The organism is Pseudoalteromonas sp. AS84 (genome assembly GCF_038900255.1).
GTDB lineage: Bacteria > Pseudomonadota > Gammaproteobacteria > Enterobacterales > Alteromonadaceae > Pseudoalteromonas.
This window is the reverse complement of the sequence record NZ_JBBMQY010000012.1, coordinates 21,186-38,089: the sequence shown is the minus strand read 5'-3', so window position 1 is coordinate 38,089 and position 16,904 is coordinate 21,186. Positions and strand designations below refer to the sequence as shown.

At 36.4% G+C, this 16,904-nt stretch carries 8 protein-coding genes; 7 read left to right on the top strand and 1 reads right to left on the bottom strand.

Going from position 1 to position 16,904, the window contains the following annotated elements:
- The first annotated feature begins 178 nt into the window (after positions 1-178).
- The 7 genes from WNY79_RS13075 (at position 179) to WNY79_RS13045 (ending at position 16,478) form a co-directional block, all read left to right on the top strand.
- A complete protein-coding gene (locus WNY79_RS13075) occupies positions 179-2,521 on the top strand; it encodes a DNA polymerase II (protein ID WP_342876062.1) in 2,343 nt (780 codons plus the stop codon).
- Between the two features lie 241 nt (positions 2,522-2,762).
- The gene (locus tag WNY79_RS13070; protein WP_342876061.1) at positions 2,763-5,651 is read left to right on the top strand and encodes a TonB-dependent receptor; all 2,889 of its coding nucleotides are present in this window, start codon (positions 2,763-2,765) and stop codon (positions 5,649-5,651) included.
- Positions 5,652-5,718: 67 nt separating this feature from the next.
- Positions 5,719-5,961: a hypothetical protein gene (locus WNY79_RS13065; RefSeq protein WP_024593662.1), complete on the top strand. Its 243-nt coding sequence runs from the start codon at positions 5,719-5,721 to the stop codon at positions 5,959-5,961.
- Between the two features lie 1,540 nt (positions 5,962-7,501).
- Positions 7,502-10,387, top strand: coding sequence for a TonB-dependent receptor (locus tag WNY79_RS13060; protein ID WP_165721643.1), 2,886 nt, complete (start codon positions 7,502-7,504; stop codon positions 10,385-10,387).
- A 928-nt stretch (positions 10,388-11,315) separates the two neighbouring features.
- A complete protein-coding gene (locus tag WNY79_RS13055; RefSeq protein ID WP_342876060.1) occupies positions 11,316-14,132 on the top strand; it encodes a TonB-dependent receptor in 2,817 nt (938 codons plus the stop codon).
- Between the two features lie 167 nt (positions 14,133-14,299).
- The gene (locus tag WNY79_RS13050) at positions 14,300-14,602 is read left to right on the top strand and encodes an H-NS histone family protein (RefSeq protein WP_007586043.1); all 303 of its coding nucleotides are present in this window, start codon (positions 14,300-14,302) and stop codon (positions 14,600-14,602) included.
- Between the two features lie 124 nt (positions 14,603-14,726).
- Positions 14,727-16,478, top strand: coding sequence for a DEAD/DEAH box helicase (locus tag WNY79_RS13045; RefSeq protein WP_076924413.1), 1,752 nt, complete (start codon positions 14,727-14,729; stop codon positions 16,476-16,478).
- 35 nt (positions 16,479-16,513) lie between these two features.
- On the opposite strand, the gene WNY79_RS13040 is transcribed toward WNY79_RS13045, so the two are convergent.
- The gene (locus tag WNY79_RS13040; protein ID WP_024599771.1) at positions 16,514-16,849 is read right to left on the bottom strand and encodes a ribonuclease E inhibitor RraB; all 336 of its coding nucleotides are present in this window, start codon (positions 16,847-16,849) and stop codon (positions 16,514-16,516) included.
- Positions 16,850-16,904 lie beyond the last annotated feature (55 nt).

Genomic DNA, 16,904 nt, shown 5'->3' with positions numbered 1-16,904 from the left:
AAGTATGTATATAATTACAGTGCTATGGATTTTAGAGTTATAAGAGTGTAACTACAAGAAGTGATGAGATTAATTTAGCAAATAAAGTATCTGAGTGTTTATTTAGGTTGAATGTATGGCTTTAAAGCATTTTGAATTAAGTAAAAACTTACATATATATGTATAAGGTTTAGTAATAATGTACTTAACAGCCGGTTTTATTGTTTCTTCTCATGCTTATGATACAGCTAACGGCATCTGCTACGAAGCGTGGTTTTGTAGTGATAAAGGGCCTATAAAAACGGTGTCGACTAACGAAAATGCGCTGTTTTTTATCAAAAGTAAAGATGCTGAAATAGCGAATGAAATATTAGCCGCTGAATCACTTACCTTTAATGTTAAAAGTCTTGAGTTAAAAAACTTTCAGCAAGAAGAAATGTCGGCTTGTTACTTCAAGTCACTTAAACACTTTTATTGTGCTACTAAAGCTTTAAAGCAGCGTGGAGTTGTATTATTTGAAGAAGACATTCGACCGATAGAGCGTTACCTAATGGAGCGCTTTATAAAAGGAGGTGCTTGGATAACGGGTAATGTATTTAAGCAAGATAGCTATACATTAATAACCAACGCTAAATTAAAAGCGAATGATGAGTATTCCCCAGCTCTTAATAAACTCTCGTTAGACATTGAATGTAACGAAAGTGGCGTTTTGTTTTCTGTTGGACTTGTGGGCTGTAATTTAGACTGTGTTTTAATGATTGGCGAGCCAGATAGAGAAGCCGCAAACCTAGAGTTTGATATTATTTGGTGTGTAGATGAGGCTGAACTGTTAAGGGGGGTAGAGCATTTTATTAAGCTTAGCGATCCTGATGTCATAATTGGCTGGAATGTAATTGAGTTCGATTTTTCGGTTATTCATGAAAGAGCTGAAGCACTTGGGGTTAAGTTATTACTGGGTAGGGGAGATCAACCTTTATATGTTCGAAAAGGACACTTTACTCGAGTATCGATTCCCGGGCGATGTGTGGTTGATGGAATAGACACATTAAAAAACGGTACATATAGTTTTGAGAGTTTTTCTCTAGCTAATGTTTCAAATCAAGTGTTGGGTGAGTCTAAATTAATTGACACGGCTAATAGTTTGCAGGAAATTATTAGGCAATTTAACGAAGATAAACTTTCTTTAGCAAAATATAATCGACAAGATTGTATTTTGGTAAATAAAATTTTTGATAAATTAAAGCTACTCGATTTTTCTATTATAAGAACAAAGCTTACGGGGTTAGAGCTTGAAAAAAAGGGCGGCTCTGTTGCTGCTTTTATCAATATGTATTTACCATTACTGCATCGCAGTGGTTATGTTGCCCCAAATATGGGCGATCATGGACTTACATTTGAAAGCCCTGGTGGTTATGTCATGGAGTCTATTCCTGGGCTTTATAAAAATGTCATTGTTTTAGACTTTAAAAGTCTATACCCCAGTATTATGCAAACTTTTTACATTGATCCACTTGGACTAATAGAAGGTCTGCAAAATCCTGAACATAGTGTGCAGGGGTTTAATGAAGCCGTATTCTCGCGAGACAAACACCACCTCCCTCTACTCGTTAAAAGCTTAGCGTCTCAAAGGCAGCTTGCCAAAGACAATCAAGATCAAATGCTCTCTCAAGCAATCAAAATAATAATGAATAGTTTATATGGCGTTTTAGGCTCAAAAGGGTGCAGGTTTTACGATCCCAGATTATCTAGCTCTATTACGTTAAGAGGGCACGAAATAATGCTACAAACTAAAAAATGGATAGAAGATCTTGGTTATAGCGTCATTTATGGCGATACCGATTCTACGTTTATTAAGTTGGATGATGAGCTAACACCAGATGAGTGTAATGAAGTTGGTGTGTTTTTAGCTCAAAAGATAACTACAGATTGGGTTAACGAGACTAAACAAACGCACAATTTAACAAGTCATTTAGAAATAGAGTTTGAATCTCTTTATAGCCCTTTCTTTTTACCAACAATAAGAGGGAAGTTAGTTGGCTCTAAAAAGCGCTACGTAGGTAAATTAATTAAACCAAACGAATCAAAACTAGTATTTAAAGGATTAGAAACGGTAAGAAGTGATTGGACTAAACTTGCTCAACAATTTCAGTTCGATTTATTTACTAGTCTTTTTGATGGAAATTTAAACATAAATGACCTTGTAAAAGACTATACAACAAAGTTATTTAAAGGTGAGTTTGATGATTTACTCATATTTAAAAAGAGATTAGGTCAAAACTTAATCGATTATAAGAAAAATATTCCCCCTCATGTACAAGCAGTTAAAAAACACCAGAAAAAAAATAGCGAATTTACAGTTAATAGAGGCGAATTTGTTACATTTGTTTACACAACCGCTGGGGTTGAGCTTTATCAAGGCTTTCATAGCTATGACTATGCAATTTATGTGGAAAAACAGATTGTACCGCTAATTGAAATGGTCGATCTTATTTTGAACTGCAATGTTTGTTTTGGGTTAAATTATCAGGATGAGCTTTTTTAATAATACCACAAATAGCAACATATCTGTGTTTTCATACTGTCCACATCTTATTTATTCTGGTTTGTTGCAATTTTAATTATTATATTCGCAAACATTTCTTTTTTCGCAAAGAGTTGTTAACTTTTTGTTGGCTTTTTGGTGCTTTTTGTTTATTATTTGCTTTAGTTGCTGTTAATCTTATGTAACTAAAATAATTAAATAATGATTACTACTATCAAGTAGTGACACCAGGGAGAATCAAATGTTAAACAATCAAGTAGCTAAAGCAGTGCGTGTCGCACTTGCATTTGGCGCAGCTTCAACAGCTGCATTTTCAGGTAATATAATGGCAGCCGAAGGCGCCGATAAAGTGGAAAGAATTGAAGTAACTGGTTCACGTATTAAAAGAACTGATATGGAAGGTGCGAATCCAGTACAAATATTAACACGCGATGACCTAATTGCTTCAGGTATTGGTAACGTAGGTGACATTCTTCAAGAAATTCCTTCAGTTGCTGGTGCTGGTACTAATGCTTCTGTTAATAATGGTGGCTCAGGCGCGGTGCGTGTATCTTTACGTGGTTTGGGTTCTTCAAGAACGCTAGTATTATTAAACGGCCGTAGAATGGTTGCGTCGGGTAGTGGTGCAAACTCTTCTGTAGATTTAAGTACAATCCCTACAGCAATTATCAAGCGAGTTGAAATTCTAAAAGACGGTGCTTCTGCAATCTACGGTTCAGATGCTATTGGCGGTGTAGTTAACGTTATTACACGTGATGATTTTGAAGGTTTTGAAGCTACAGCAAGTTACGATGCTTCGACACACGGCGGTGATGGCGAAACTAAGAGCTACGATTTTACTGTTGGTTTAACAAGCGATAAAGGCAGCGTGGTAGCTAGTGCATATTACGTTCAGCAGGGTTCTCAGTCTTCTGGTGATAGAGACTGGTCTAAATTTTCTTTAGACATGGATCATACAGGTGAGCTTTCTAAAGGTGGTTCTTCAGCTCCACCATGGGGTCGTTACAACGGTATTGATGGTTCAGTAGCTGGTGAAGATTGTTCTTCTTTTACTCACGGTGCAGCTAATGGTCCAGGCCAATCAGATCCAAGCGATTTTTCTAATCCAACTGGTTATGATTGTTGGGATTGGGATAAAGATACTTACAACTTTGCTCCTGTAAACTTTCACTTAACTCCGGCTGAGCGATATGGTGTATTTGTTCAGAGTAACTATGAGTTTTCTGATCATGTTCGTTTCTTTTCAGAAGTTAGTTTAAACCGCCGTATTTCAGATACTAAGCTTGCTCCATTACCTTTAGCACCACTTGCGTTCTTTGGTGTGACAAATGCAAATTATTCTGCAGATAACTACTATAACCAACAATTTGGTCCTAAAGACAGAAATGGTGACTCAGTTGAAATTTCTGATTGGCGCCGTCGTATGGTTGAAACTGGCGGTCGAGATACTCAATTTCGCGTAGATACAGTTCGCGCAGTAGTTGGTTTTGAAGGCGATATCAATGACGATTGGGGTTATGAAGTTTCATACATCTTTGGTTCAAGTGATTCTACAACTAAACGAGCTGGCGGCGTAAACTTTGAAAAAGTTTCACAAGCCGTAGGTCCTTCATTCCAAGACGTTGACGGTAGCATTGTATGTGGAACTGTAGATGATCCTATCGCTGGTTGTACATCATTAAATGTATTTGGTATCCCAGGAACTGATACTCAAGTTACTCAAGAAATGTTAGATTTTATTTCGTTTGAAGCTCACGATTTTGGTTCAAACGAACAGCAAATTATTAGTGGTAGTGTATTTGGTAGTGCATTTGAATTACCAGCAGGTAGTTTAGGTATGGCATTTGGTCTAGAACATCGTGAAGAGAAAGGTGGTGATTTCCCTGATGCACTAATAGCATTAGGAATTACATCTGGATCTAGCCGTCAAGAAACATCAGGCAGCTACACTGTAGATGAGGCTTATGCTGAGTTTAATGTACCGCTATTATATGACGCACCTTTTGCAAAAGTGTTAGAGCTAGATTTAGCAATTCGTTATTCTGATTATGATACTTTTGGCGATACTACAAACCATAAAGTAGGAATTAAATGGTCTCCTATGGACGGCCTTATGTTCCGAGGAACATCATCTACTGCATTTAGAGCACCTTCAACTTCTGATTTATTCTCTGGCGCATCAGATAATAGCCCTGAAGTTTCGGACCCGTGTGCTACTAACCCTACATCATTCTGTATAGCTGACGGCGTACCAGCAGCTGGTTTTGAACCTATTGGTGACCAATTATCTTCTACTCTTGGTGGTAACCCAGAGTTGCAACCAGAAGAAGCTGATATATTTACAGTTGGTGTAGTTTATAGCCCTGAGTTTGTTGATGGTTTATCTTTCACAATCGATTACTGGGATATCGAGCTGGAAAATGCAATTAGCTCTGTAGGCGAGCAGTTAATTTTAAACAAGTGTGCTGAAAGCGGTACATACTGTGATCAAATAACTCGTTATACATCAGGTATTTTAGCTGGTAACTCAAGTGACATTGATAACAGAAACATAAATGTTGGTGGTGTAGAGTCATCTGGTTACGATTTTAATGTTGCTTATACAACTGATACGTCAATTGGTTCATTATCAGCAAGCTTAGATGCAACTTACTATGACGACTACACAATAACTCAAGCCGACGGTTCAACACTTCAAAATGCTGGCTACTACCGCCGAAATAGTGGTGATGGTAACTTCCCTGAGTGGAAAACTAACTTCAATGTATCGTTAGCTCAAGAGAATTGGTCTGCAACTTATGCATTGCGTTACATTGGTGAGGTTGAAGAAAACTTTACAAATATTGACCCTGATGATTTAGCTGATGTTAACTCTTCATTTAGAACTGAAGCCGTTAATATCGGTGGTACTCTTGATTCTTATGATGTTATCAGAACCGTTGACTCACAAGTAATACACAATGTTCGCTTTAGTTACTTCCTTGATAACTACACAGCTACTGTTGGTATTAATAACGTATTTGATGAAGATCCTCCGTATGCAGCAACAGGGTTTAACGATAATACTGACCCTCGTACTTACAATACAACTGGTCGTCACATATTCTTGACTCTTAACGCTAAGTTCTAGAGTTCAGAAAAACAGCAATAAAGCGCTAATATTTATAATATTAGCGCTTTTACTTTAAGGGAATAAAATGAAAAAGCTAATCGTAATAATCATTTCAAGTTTACTATTTCTATCTGGTTGTAGTTCACTGAGTGAAGACTCTCTAAGCAGTAATGAAAATATGGTATGCGAAAAAATAGCGGTGACAGGTAGTAATATTAAAAAGCGTACATGCATGTCAAAAGAATTGGCAGAAGAAAGACGCAAAAAAAACCAAGAGGCAATGAGAGAAATTAACAAAAGAGGGAATATTTACCAAGATAGGAACTAATTTTACTACTAAGTTTAATTGCAATACTTTAACTTATGTTTGAAATCTTGATGTGTTAGTACTAATAATAATGCGGACAGATTATCTATATTAAGTAAACTATTTGCTATTAAACTTACCCCTCCTCCAGGCTACATTATTTAATCGAATGTCGACTATCTGCCAAGCCTTGTTGACGTGGTAACTTTGTATTTAGTTGGTGTTTCCTCGTTTTTCAATAACGTATATTTTACAAAATTATTATATATGGCTTTCTTGGTTTGTGTTTAAGTGATTGATTTTAATGATAAGTGTATCAAGTTATTTATAAGGTATAGCTTTTTTATTCTGAGTAATTATAAATTTTAGTTTAGGCCGTATCAAATACATGTAGCTTATCTGATAATTTTGCATATTTTAACTTTGATTTACCGGTTGATGTGATACTCAAGTGAATGTTATAAAATTAGTAATTAAAGAGATGGTTTCAATATTGTGAGAAAAAGTATTAATGAATAATATTGGCCAGTTAGTAACCGAATGTTTAAGTCTTACCTTCACAATTGAGCTCATAATTTACCCTCATTAAACAAACATTCATTAGTCGATGTTCTTTTCGAGTATAAAAATGATAATGAACATTTTTACGAGATATCAAAGAAAGTTTATTTATGATTTGCAGCTGGCTAGCTCAATAAATCAGGTTAAACACGATGTAGGTCAAATTACAAAATAATATAACCAAATTTATAATCTGACATGTGTATCCGATAGTTCTAAACTGAATCTTTCAAACAAATTAAATGCAGGCAGTAGTAGGTATTTACATAAAAGCCACACAGGTAGCCTAGTTATAATCTGCCTATCCTAAAAAGATCAGGATAAAATTTAAGTGATTACTTCAAAAGGTTTTTTCCACATATCTAAGTTCAAAAACATAAAATTTACAACTCAGATTGCAAAATAAGGAAGGAGTAAGTGATTATGTATGTTTACACATTAATTGGGTCAATTCCTATAATAAATTTTACAAGCATACTATAAGTCATATACTCGAAAAGACTAAAGTAATCACATATACATCTTATTGTTAAGGTATAAAAGTGAGGCTATCTAATTGATAGTAAGGTTTTTTATTTTACCTTAAATAAAAAAGACGCTTTTTTAAAGCTGCAGCTTTAGATAAGTCTACTAAATATGAATATTTTTATATATTTTAGCGATGCTTTGTTACAAATCTTTACAAAAACTCAAGTTGTTGTTATTTAAGTGTTTAATTTTAAGGTGATATAAGCTTTAAATATAAATATATTACTTTTTCAATAAAATCATCTACTTACTGTTGATTTTATTGTAATGGTGAAAGGCACATTTGTTATTTTTGCTGGTTTAAAGTTAATAATGTGTTGACCTTTTTGTTTCTCTAGTACTATCATCCGTCACACAATACAGTCCTACTGTACCTTCATATAGGCATTTTTAGTCTTGTTAAGTGGCTTTATTGCGCATTAATTTTAAAAATTAAGCATAAATAATAAAATAGTATTCTAGGGAGAATCAAATGTTAAACAATAAAATTTCAAAGGCAGTTCGCTTAGCGATTGCTTTTGGTACAGCATCAACGGCTGTTTTCGCTGCAAATACAATTGCGGCAGAAGAAGGCGTTGAAAAAGTAGAGCGTATAGAGGTTACAGGCTCACGTATTAAGCGTTTTTCAGAGGTTTCACCTACTCCTGTAACTACGATCACTGGCGAAGAGTTATCTAATGCCGGCATTACAAATATCTCAGATTTGTTACAAAAGCTTCCTTCATCTGGCGTAGGCTCTGCACCTACAACAACTACTAACACTATTTTTGGTGCGGGTATAAATACTACAGATCTTCGTCAGCTTGGAGAAGGTCGTACTTTAGTACTTGTAAACGGTCGTCGATACGTAGGTGCTTCTGTAGATAATCCTGCGGTAGATTTAAACGGCATTCCGACAGAAATGATTGAACGTATGGATATTGTTCATGGCGGCGCGTCAGCAGTATATGGTTCAGATGCAATTGCGGGTGTAGTTAATATTATTTTGAAAAAGTCTCAAGATACTATGGACTTCAACTACAAAAAATCTATTACAGAACAAAGTGGTGGTGAAGAAGAGTCTTTTTCATTCACGTTTGGTGGGGAAAGCGATAAAATAAGTTTTATTACGAGCTTATCTTACTCAGAAACAGAACAGCTTGAAGCTCAAGACCGTGACTTTCTTCGTAACCCAGTTTCTGGGATGTTAAACCCTGATAACGTTTCTGACACGGATGGAATTCCACAGAATATTTTAGCTACAGGTGAATTTGCCGGTTTGCAAACACTAGGTTATTACGATCGCGCAGGTGATGCATTCTTACCTGATGGCCATGTTGTATTTGGTGATAATGGTGAGTTTAGTCCCGTTATAGTTGGTGGTGTAACAAGACCTGCGCCGAATAATCAACTTAGATATTTTGGTGACGGCTTCTCTAATGGTTACAAATTTATTGAGCATCAAGATCTTGCAACACCACTTAATCGTTTCAATGTTTTTACAAACATAGTAAATAATTATGCTGATGATCATTCAATGAATTTTGAAGTTTCTTTCTCAAAAGCAAGTGCTTATGCAGAAAGTAGCCCAATTTTCCTTGCTGAATCGATTCGTTCAGATAATGCATTTTTGGACCCAGCTGCTAAAGCCCAATTAGATGAAGCTGGTAGAGATTCAGTTACAATTTATAAGCTCGCTTCGGGTTTTGGTAATCGTACCTATGAAGATGATCGCACAACACTTAATACAACTCTTTCTTTCCAAGGTTTATTACTAGAAGAGTTCGATTACGAAGTATATTTTAGTTACGGCCGTAATAAAAACGACACAACATGGAACGGTGAATTCCTTACTGAGAACTTTAATAAGGCTATTGACGCGGTAGAAATTGACGGAGCAATTCGTTGTGCTGACCGTGATTCAGATGGTTCTTTAGTTGGTGCGTTAGATGGTTGTCAGGCATTAAGCCTATTTGGTCTTAATGGTGCGTCTCAAGAAGCTTTAGATTACGTAACTACCTCAGCATCAATTTCTAAAGTTAAACAGCAGCAAGTTATTGGTGGTGTTATTTCAGGTTATGCTTTTGATATGCCTGCTGGTGGTGTTTCTTTTGCTTTAAGTGCTGAGCATCGTAAAGAAACTGGTTCTAATGAACCTGGTGCAGCAATGCAGAATAATCTAGTGTTTGGTAACTTTGTAAAAGCATGGGATGGTGAATTTACAGTTGATGAAATTGGTGTTGAAATGTCAGTTCCACTATTAGTGGATGCACCTTTCGTTGATTCATTAAGCCTTGAGTTAGCCGCTCGTTACATGGATTACTCTTCAGTTGGCGATAATGTAGCTTGGAAGGTAGGTTTTAACTACGCAATGAACGATGAACTTCGTTTCCGTGGTACAAAGTCTAAGTCGGTTCGTGCTCCATCATTATCTCAACTTTATTCTGCTGGTACTCAGTCATTTGCGTCTTACGGCGATCCATGTGACCAAACTAATATATCTACAGCGAGTGATAGCAAAAAAGCAAACTTAATTGCTAACTGTCAAGCAGCAGGTATTCCAAACCCAGGTACTACAGTTGGAGATTGGAGACCATCTGATGATTGGCGTAGTGTTACTCCGCCAAGTGTAAATTCTGGTAATGCAAATCTTCAAGAAGAAACGTCTGACGATACATTATTTGGTGTAATTTATACCCCAACTGAAAATATCACGTTAATTGCAGATTATTGGAGTTTTGACGTTGAAGATGCAATTAACTCTTTAGGTGCACAGCGTGTTATTGATGATTGTTACGAAGCGTCTAGTTTAGATAATAGTGCTTGTGACTTAGTTGACCGTGATCCTACGACTCTTGATATTTCTGAGGTTCGTAATGGACCATATAACTTAGCATCTTACTCTCTTAAAGGTGTTGATTTAGAAGGTACATACAAGTATGAAACGAGCTACGGTTCATTTAACTTCCGTTTACTAGCAAGTTACCTTGAGCATAGAGAGTTTAATACAGATGTTTCTAGCGAAGGCTATGAACCAACACCTACAGTTGGTGAAGTAAGATACCCTCGTTGGCAGGGTAACCTAACGGTAGGCTATACTTACGATGATTTATACGTAGGTATGATTGGTAAATACCGTCATTCAACAGTATTAGACAGAGAGTGGACTGCTGAAAATAACAACTATAATGATGTTCCTTCTTATACAGAATGGTCAATAAACGGTCGTTATACTGTTAGCGAAATGCTTGAAGTAAGATTAGGTGTTTCAAACTTATTTGATATTACACCTCCTAGAAATCCTGGCACATACGATGATGGTGAGTTTTTCGACGTATACGGCAGACGTTTCAACTTAGGACTAAACTTACGTTTCTAATATCTTTAGTAAATAAGTTTATAAACGAAAGCGTTTAATATTAAAGCCTACTGAAATTTCAGTAGGCTTTTTTTATGTTTTCCTTTTCTCGTCCTGAAATGTGTTTATACCAACCGGCTCATATATGGGGTCTATTTAGCGATAAGTAAATTGCGCTATAACTAGGCAAAAATTTTTACATCTAGTTGATATTACGTTTCTTTACACAGGAAATTGTTGGATTTACTTAGAGGTTCTTCAGAAGTTTAAAAAACATAATGGATACCAACGAAAGATTATTTTTCATTACTTAAGCTGAAAATGTGGTGATTGGATATATTCTTGGGTAGTACAGCCCTCAACCTTGATCATATCTGATACGCCTATTACTGTATTAATGGAGTGGTGCCTTAGTATCTTTGAGTTTTAAAGCTATCAGTATCCCCACATTACATCACACGTAATAACAGCGTTCACCTTACTTTGCCGTTCAAATATTAAGCAGTCGTTGCTACAACAATACCTTAGCTATTTTGGTTAGTTTGCAATCTATGCAGGGTTTTAGAAATCAATAAACGTACAGATTAATGGACTTTTCTTTTTAAAAAAGTGAAGTAATTCTTTATTCCTTTGCATGCTTTTACATCTACATGGTCTGGCGTTCTAGGAAAGTTAGTAACTTGTCTAATGTGATATTTAGGTATGATTTCTTCTAAGTGTTGCACATATTTAAAATCTGTTTTTTGCAAGCAATGCAATAATGCAAGAATGGCATCATGTAAGTTTTTTGTTTCTTTAAATTATTGTAAATAAAGGGGTTTATTTGATTTCGTAAGTGTTGACCTTTTGTATAAGTTAGGACTACTATTCGAATCAAAATAGGTACTGCAATTAAATGCAGACTGTTTTGAAGGCAAAATAATTAAAATAGTATTCTAGGGAGAATCCAATGTTAAATAATCAAGTTTCGAAAGCTGTTCGCTTAGCGATTGCTTTTGGTGCAGCATCTACAGCTGTTTTTTCTATGAACACAATCGCTGCAAACGAAGGTGTTGAAAAAGTAGAGCGTATTCAAGTAACGGGTTCACGCATAAAGCGCACTGATATTGAAACAACCGTGCCAATCACATCAATTGGCCGAAGTGATATTATTCAAATGGGTGCATTGAATGTAGCCGATGTTTTGAATCAATCTCCGGTCACTATTGCTGGTTCAAATCAATCAAATAGTGCATTTGGTACTACAGGCGTTGGTCTTAACACTACGTCTTTACGCAACTTAGGTTCCTCAAGAACTTTAGTGTTAGTGAATGGTCGTCGCTTTGTGTCAGGTGTTTCTCCTTCAAGCGGTTATGCGGTTGACTTAAATGCAATACCAGCATCAATGATTGAACGTATTGATATTCTTAAAAGTGCTTCTTCAGCGATTTATGGTTCAGATGCTGTTGCTGGTGTTGTGAACATTATTACGCGAAGCGATTTTGAAGGTGTTGAAGTTAACGCTCAAACAGGTGTTTCAGATGAGTCTGATCGCGAAAAATATTCTTTAAACCTTACTGCTGGTAATAGCTGGGATTCAGGTAGTGTAACAATTGCTGCTGGATATGATGACGATAAAGGTCTGAAGTCATCCGATCGAGACTTCTCAAGATATGATGAAGCTATATTTTTGAATGATGAGGGTGGTGAATATGTTGGTATTCAGAATTCTTCATATCCGCCTCAAGGCCGTGTTGGCGGATATAATGCAGATGGTACACCATATGTAGGTGATGAGAATTCATTCAATCGTGCTTCTTACAGACAGTTAGTGACTCCGCTTGAACGTAAATACGCAGCAGTTAACTTTAAACAAGATATTTCAGATAGTGTTCACTCTTTCACGGAAGTAAACTGGAATTCATCTAAAACATACAACTCGACTATTGAACCAACTCCTTTTACTACGGATGATGTATATCTACCTTCACGTGGTGGCGTTGGTGGTATTAAGCTGGGAAGCCCTTTAGTTCCAGATCTTTTACGCCAAAATTTAATGTCTGATAATCCTGATTTAACAATGGATGATAATATCCCAACGTTAGTTCGCCGTATGGTTGAGTTTGGTGCTCGCTCAACAGATTTAGAGCGTGATACTATTCGTATTGCGACAGGTATAGATTGGGAAATTAATGACAACTGGCTTTTAAACTCTTATATCTCATGGGGTAAAACTGACCAGCGCCAAGAAAATGGTGGTCAAATAAATGTAGAACGTGCTGCAAATGCATTAGATGTATATACTAATGCAGAAGGTAACGTCCAATGTTCTAATGATTTAGCAGTACTTCAAGGGTGTGTGCCTTTAGATTTGTTCGGTGCAGGAACTTTGTCTGATGAAGCCGTTGCATATGTAAGATCACCTGCAAAATCTCAAGGTCAAGTTGAGCAATTTATCTTTTCAACAACCCTTTCAGGTGAATTACCAATTGAGCTAGAAGGTGGTATGGTTGGACTTGCTGTTGGTGCAGAACATCGTCTTGAAAAAGGTTCATACTCTCCAGGTGATTTAGCGCAAACTGGTGCTTCAAGTACAAATAAATCTGAGCCTACGAATGGTAGCTTCTACACTAACGATGTTTTTGTTGAAACTGTATTACCAGTTCTCGAAAATGTTGAACTAGATTTAGCCGCTCGTTATTCAGATCATGAAATTGTTGGTGGACAAACAACATGGAATGCAGGTGTACAATACTCTCCTACAGATACAGTAAAATTAAGAGCATCAGCAGCGCGAGCTATTAGAACTCCAAATATTGCTGATTTATTCGGTGGTAGAGGTGAAACATTTTCAGGTGTTGCGGATCCTTGTGATGCAATTACTGCATCATCAACAGGTAATGTAGCGGCTAACTGTCTTTCTATCGCTGAAGTGGCTAATCGAGTTGCCACTGAAGGCGCATTCAATTTAACAACTATTGAACGTCAAAGCACTGGCGGTTATGTTGGTGGTAATGAAGATGTAAAAGAAGAAACATCTGATTCATTTAGTGTTGGCGCTATTTGGCAAGTGACTGATGAATTTTCATTAACGCTTGACTACTACGATATTGCTGTAGATAACGCTATTGCTACCACTGCTAGAACAACTGTATTAAACCGATGCTACGGTGTTGATCCATCTGACTTTGATGCTACATGTGGTGGGGCAATACGTGATACAAGAGGTGCTTTGACAGAAGTTAGCTCTGGTACTAGCAATGAAAATGATTTAAGCACAAAAGGCTTGGATATTGAATTAAGCTACAAACAAGAATTTGTTTACGGGCAATTATCAGCTGACTTGATTTGGAATCACTTGTATGAGTATGCTGAAACATCAATTGAATCTGGTGAAGAGATAGATTACAGAGGTGAAGTATTAACGCCTACTAATCGTGCAAATTTGAATTTAGGCTATGCAGTTGATGACTTTGCAGTATCATGGCGCATGAAGTACTGGGCAAGTTCAAATGATAGTAATATTGAAGGAAACCAAAATTTCTCAACTGGTGCTCCTTTAGACAAGTTTAATCGCTTTCCGACTGTTATTTATCATGATCTATCAGGTACTTATAACATCACTGATGGAACAGACGTTACTTTGTCAGTTCGAAATGTTTTTGATAAGCAACCTCCTGTAGCAAACCAAAGTTCAGTAAGTGGGGCATCAGGTATAAACACAGTTGGTGAAGCTTATGATGTTACTGGTCGTTATTTCCAGTTAAGCTTTACTACTAAGTTCTAATTGTTATTTATATAAAATGATAAAAGCCGCGATTTTAATCGCGGTTTTTTTATAAATAAATTTTATATACATTAATAAATTATGTGTCGTAGTTATTTTTGAAAAATACCCTTATACTAAAAAAGAATATTTAAATAAATCTAATCACACAATTTAGCGAGATATAAATGAAAGAAGTCCGATCTTTTATTAAAACAGCATCATTAACGGATCTTGAAAAAGCTCAACAGCTTATCAATGATGCAATTTCAAAATATACCCAGCAGCAAAAAGCGAAACAGGAAGTTTTGGATCTTTTAAAAGAAAAAGGACTTACGCTAGAAGATTTACAAGATGGAGCATCTGACAAACGTACCAAAGTTAAGCCTAAGTACCGTATGGAACTTAATGGTGAGACTATTGAATGGACAGGCCGTGGCCGTCGTCCTAAAGCGTTTGAAGGTGTTGAGCTTGAGAAATTTTTAGCCTAAAGCTAAATATAAGAGAAGCTTCGGCTTCTCTTTTTTGTTTACCCCTCAATAAAATATAATTAAAGTTTAAAACTCCCAGCTATTATTTGCTAAAATCTCCTTACTCAAACCTATTTGTTTTCCCATGAGCTATAAACTAAGACCTTACCAGCAAGAAGCCGTAGAACGCACCGTTTTACACTTTAGAAAGAGTAATGATCCTGCCGTTATTGTGCTACCAACTGGTGCAGGTAAAAGCCTTGTTATTGCTGAACTTGCCCGTATTGCTAAGCAAAAAATATTAGTACTTGCTCATGTAAAAGAGTTGGTAGAGCAAAATTCGCAAAAATATAAAAGTTTTGGTTTAGAGGCGAGTATATTTTCAGCAGGTTTAAAAGAAAAGTCATTAAACCATCAAGTTACGTTTGCTAGTGTGCAATCACTTTCTCGTAATTTAAATAAATTAAATGAGCATTATTCGTTACTTATTATTGATGAATGCCACAGGGTAAATGGGGATAAAAAAAGTCAGTATGGTAAAGTAATAAACAGTTTAAAAGAATATAACCCTCAGTTAAAAGTATTGGGTTTAACAGCAACACCTTATCGGCTAGGAACGGGGTGGATATACCATCATCATTATCATGGCTTTGTTAAAGGTACTCAAGAAAGTCCGTTTAAAAGTTGTATTTTTGAATTGCCGCTCAGGTATATGATCAAACATAATTATTTAACGCCGCCAAACGAAGTTGATGCAGCGATAAGTCATTATGATTTTTCGTCTTTAGATAGTAATGCATTTGGGCAATACACGACTAATGATATGAATGCGCTTTTAAAAAACAGTGAGCGCGCTACGAAAGCTATATTACAGCAAGTTATTCAATACAGTGAAGAGCGTGAAGGTGTTATGGTTTTTGCAGCCACGGTAATGCATGCTCAGGAAATATTAAGCTACTTGCCAGCTCATCAAAGCGCACTTATAACAGGTGATACGCCAAACAATGAGCGCGATAAAATCATTACGCAATTTAAAGCTAAGCAATTAAAGTATCTAGTTAATATATCGGTACTAACGACCGGCTTTGATGCGCCACACGTCGATTTTATAGCTATTTTAAGACCTACAGAATCAGTTAGTTTATATCAACAAATTGTGGGGCGAGGTCTCAGGTTATCTGAATCAAAAACAGATTGCTTAGTAATCGATTATGCCGGCAATGGTTTTAATTTATTTCACCCAGAAGTAGGCGATAAAAAAGGCGATAGTGATAATGAACCTGTGCAGGTACTTTGTCCTGGCTGTGGTTTTGCAAATATATTTTGGGGTAAAACTGATTCCGCAGGAAAAGTAATAGAGCACTTTGGCAGGCGCTGTAAAGGGCTGTTAGAAGATGATGATGGGCATAAAGAGCAGTGCGATTATCGTTTTAGGTTTAAAGAGTGTGAGCAGTGCGGTGCCCAAAATGATATTGCTGCACGTAAATGCCACGATTGCGGCGCGGTAATGGCCGATCCTGATGATAAATTACGTAATGCCTTAAACCTAAAAGACGCACTTGTACTTCGTTGTAGTGGTTTATCAGTAACTCAAATTAAAGATGAGCTCTTTAAAATAACGTATTTTGATGAAGATGGCACAAGTTGCGATGAGGTATATAACCTGGCAAATAAAGGCGGGCAATTTATATTTAATAAGCAATTTGGTCAACGCGTGGGGCTTGGGCAAACACCGATAGACTTTAAAACTGCAGAGCAAGTAGTAAAAGCACAATTTGAATTAGTACCACCGGATTTTGTTATTGCACGAAAAAGTAAAAAGTATGGTTGGAAAGTGGCAGACAAGCTATTTGACTATAAAGGGAATTTTAGAAAAGCAAATCAGTTAAGCCGATAAGCTTAACTGATCGAGTACATTAGATTAAAAGGCAATTAAGCCTCGTCATCATCCATCAATCCCCAACCGTCACCGTATCCATTAAAGCTGTTAGCAATGCTTTCAATGTATTGCTCGGCTTGTCCAAGAAGGGTGTGCTCTGGCACCATTTGTACTTGAGTGATTACTTCCCAAACGCCAGTGTCTTTACATTTTCCAAGCTCAGTGTTTTGAACTAATGCATCAGAGACTATTTCTTTAGCAAATTTTTCAGCATCGGCTTCTTGTTCAAATAAGATAAAAAAATCGACTTGGTGCATTTTATTTAAATCAATGCCAGCAGCAGCTATTTCGGCTAAAAGTTGGCCGTTATCATCATCAGGGAATTGCATTAAAAACTCATTTAAAATTAATTTTGTATTCGTAGGCACTATTGTAACTAAAATA

What these genes read in the sequence shown, in the direction of transcription:
- WNY79_RS13065 (WP_024593662.1), top strand. Translation starts at nt 5,719, where the DNA reads ATGAAAAAGCTAATCGTAATAATCATTTCAAGTTTACTATTTCTATCT.
- WNY79_RS13045 (WP_076924413.1), top strand. Translation starts at nt 14,727, where the DNA reads ATGAGCTATAAACTAAGACCTTACCAGCAAGAAGCCGTAGAACGCACC.
- WNY79_RS13075 (WP_342876062.1), top strand. Translation starts at nt 179, where the DNA reads ATGTACTTAACAGCCGGTTTTATTGTTTCTTCTCATGCTTATGATACA.
- WNY79_RS13055 (WP_342876060.1), top strand. Translation starts at nt 11,316, where the DNA reads ATGTTAAATAATCAAGTTTCGAAAGCTGTTCGCTTAGCGATTGCTTTT.
- WNY79_RS13060 (WP_165721643.1), top strand. Translation starts at nt 7,502, where the DNA reads ATGTTAAACAATAAAATTTCAAAGGCAGTTCGCTTAGCGATTGCTTTT.
- WNY79_RS13070 (WP_342876061.1), top strand. Translation starts at nt 2,763, where the DNA reads ATGTTAAACAATCAAGTAGCTAAAGCAGTGCGTGTCGCACTTGCATTT.
- WNY79_RS13050 (WP_007586043.1), top strand. Translation starts at nt 14,300, where the DNA reads ATGAAAGAAGTCCGATCTTTTATTAAAACAGCATCATTAACGGATCTT.
- WNY79_RS13040 (WP_024599771.1), bottom strand. Translation starts at nt 16,849, where the DNA reads ATGCAATTCCCTGATGATGATAACGGCCAACTTTTAGCCGAAATAGCT.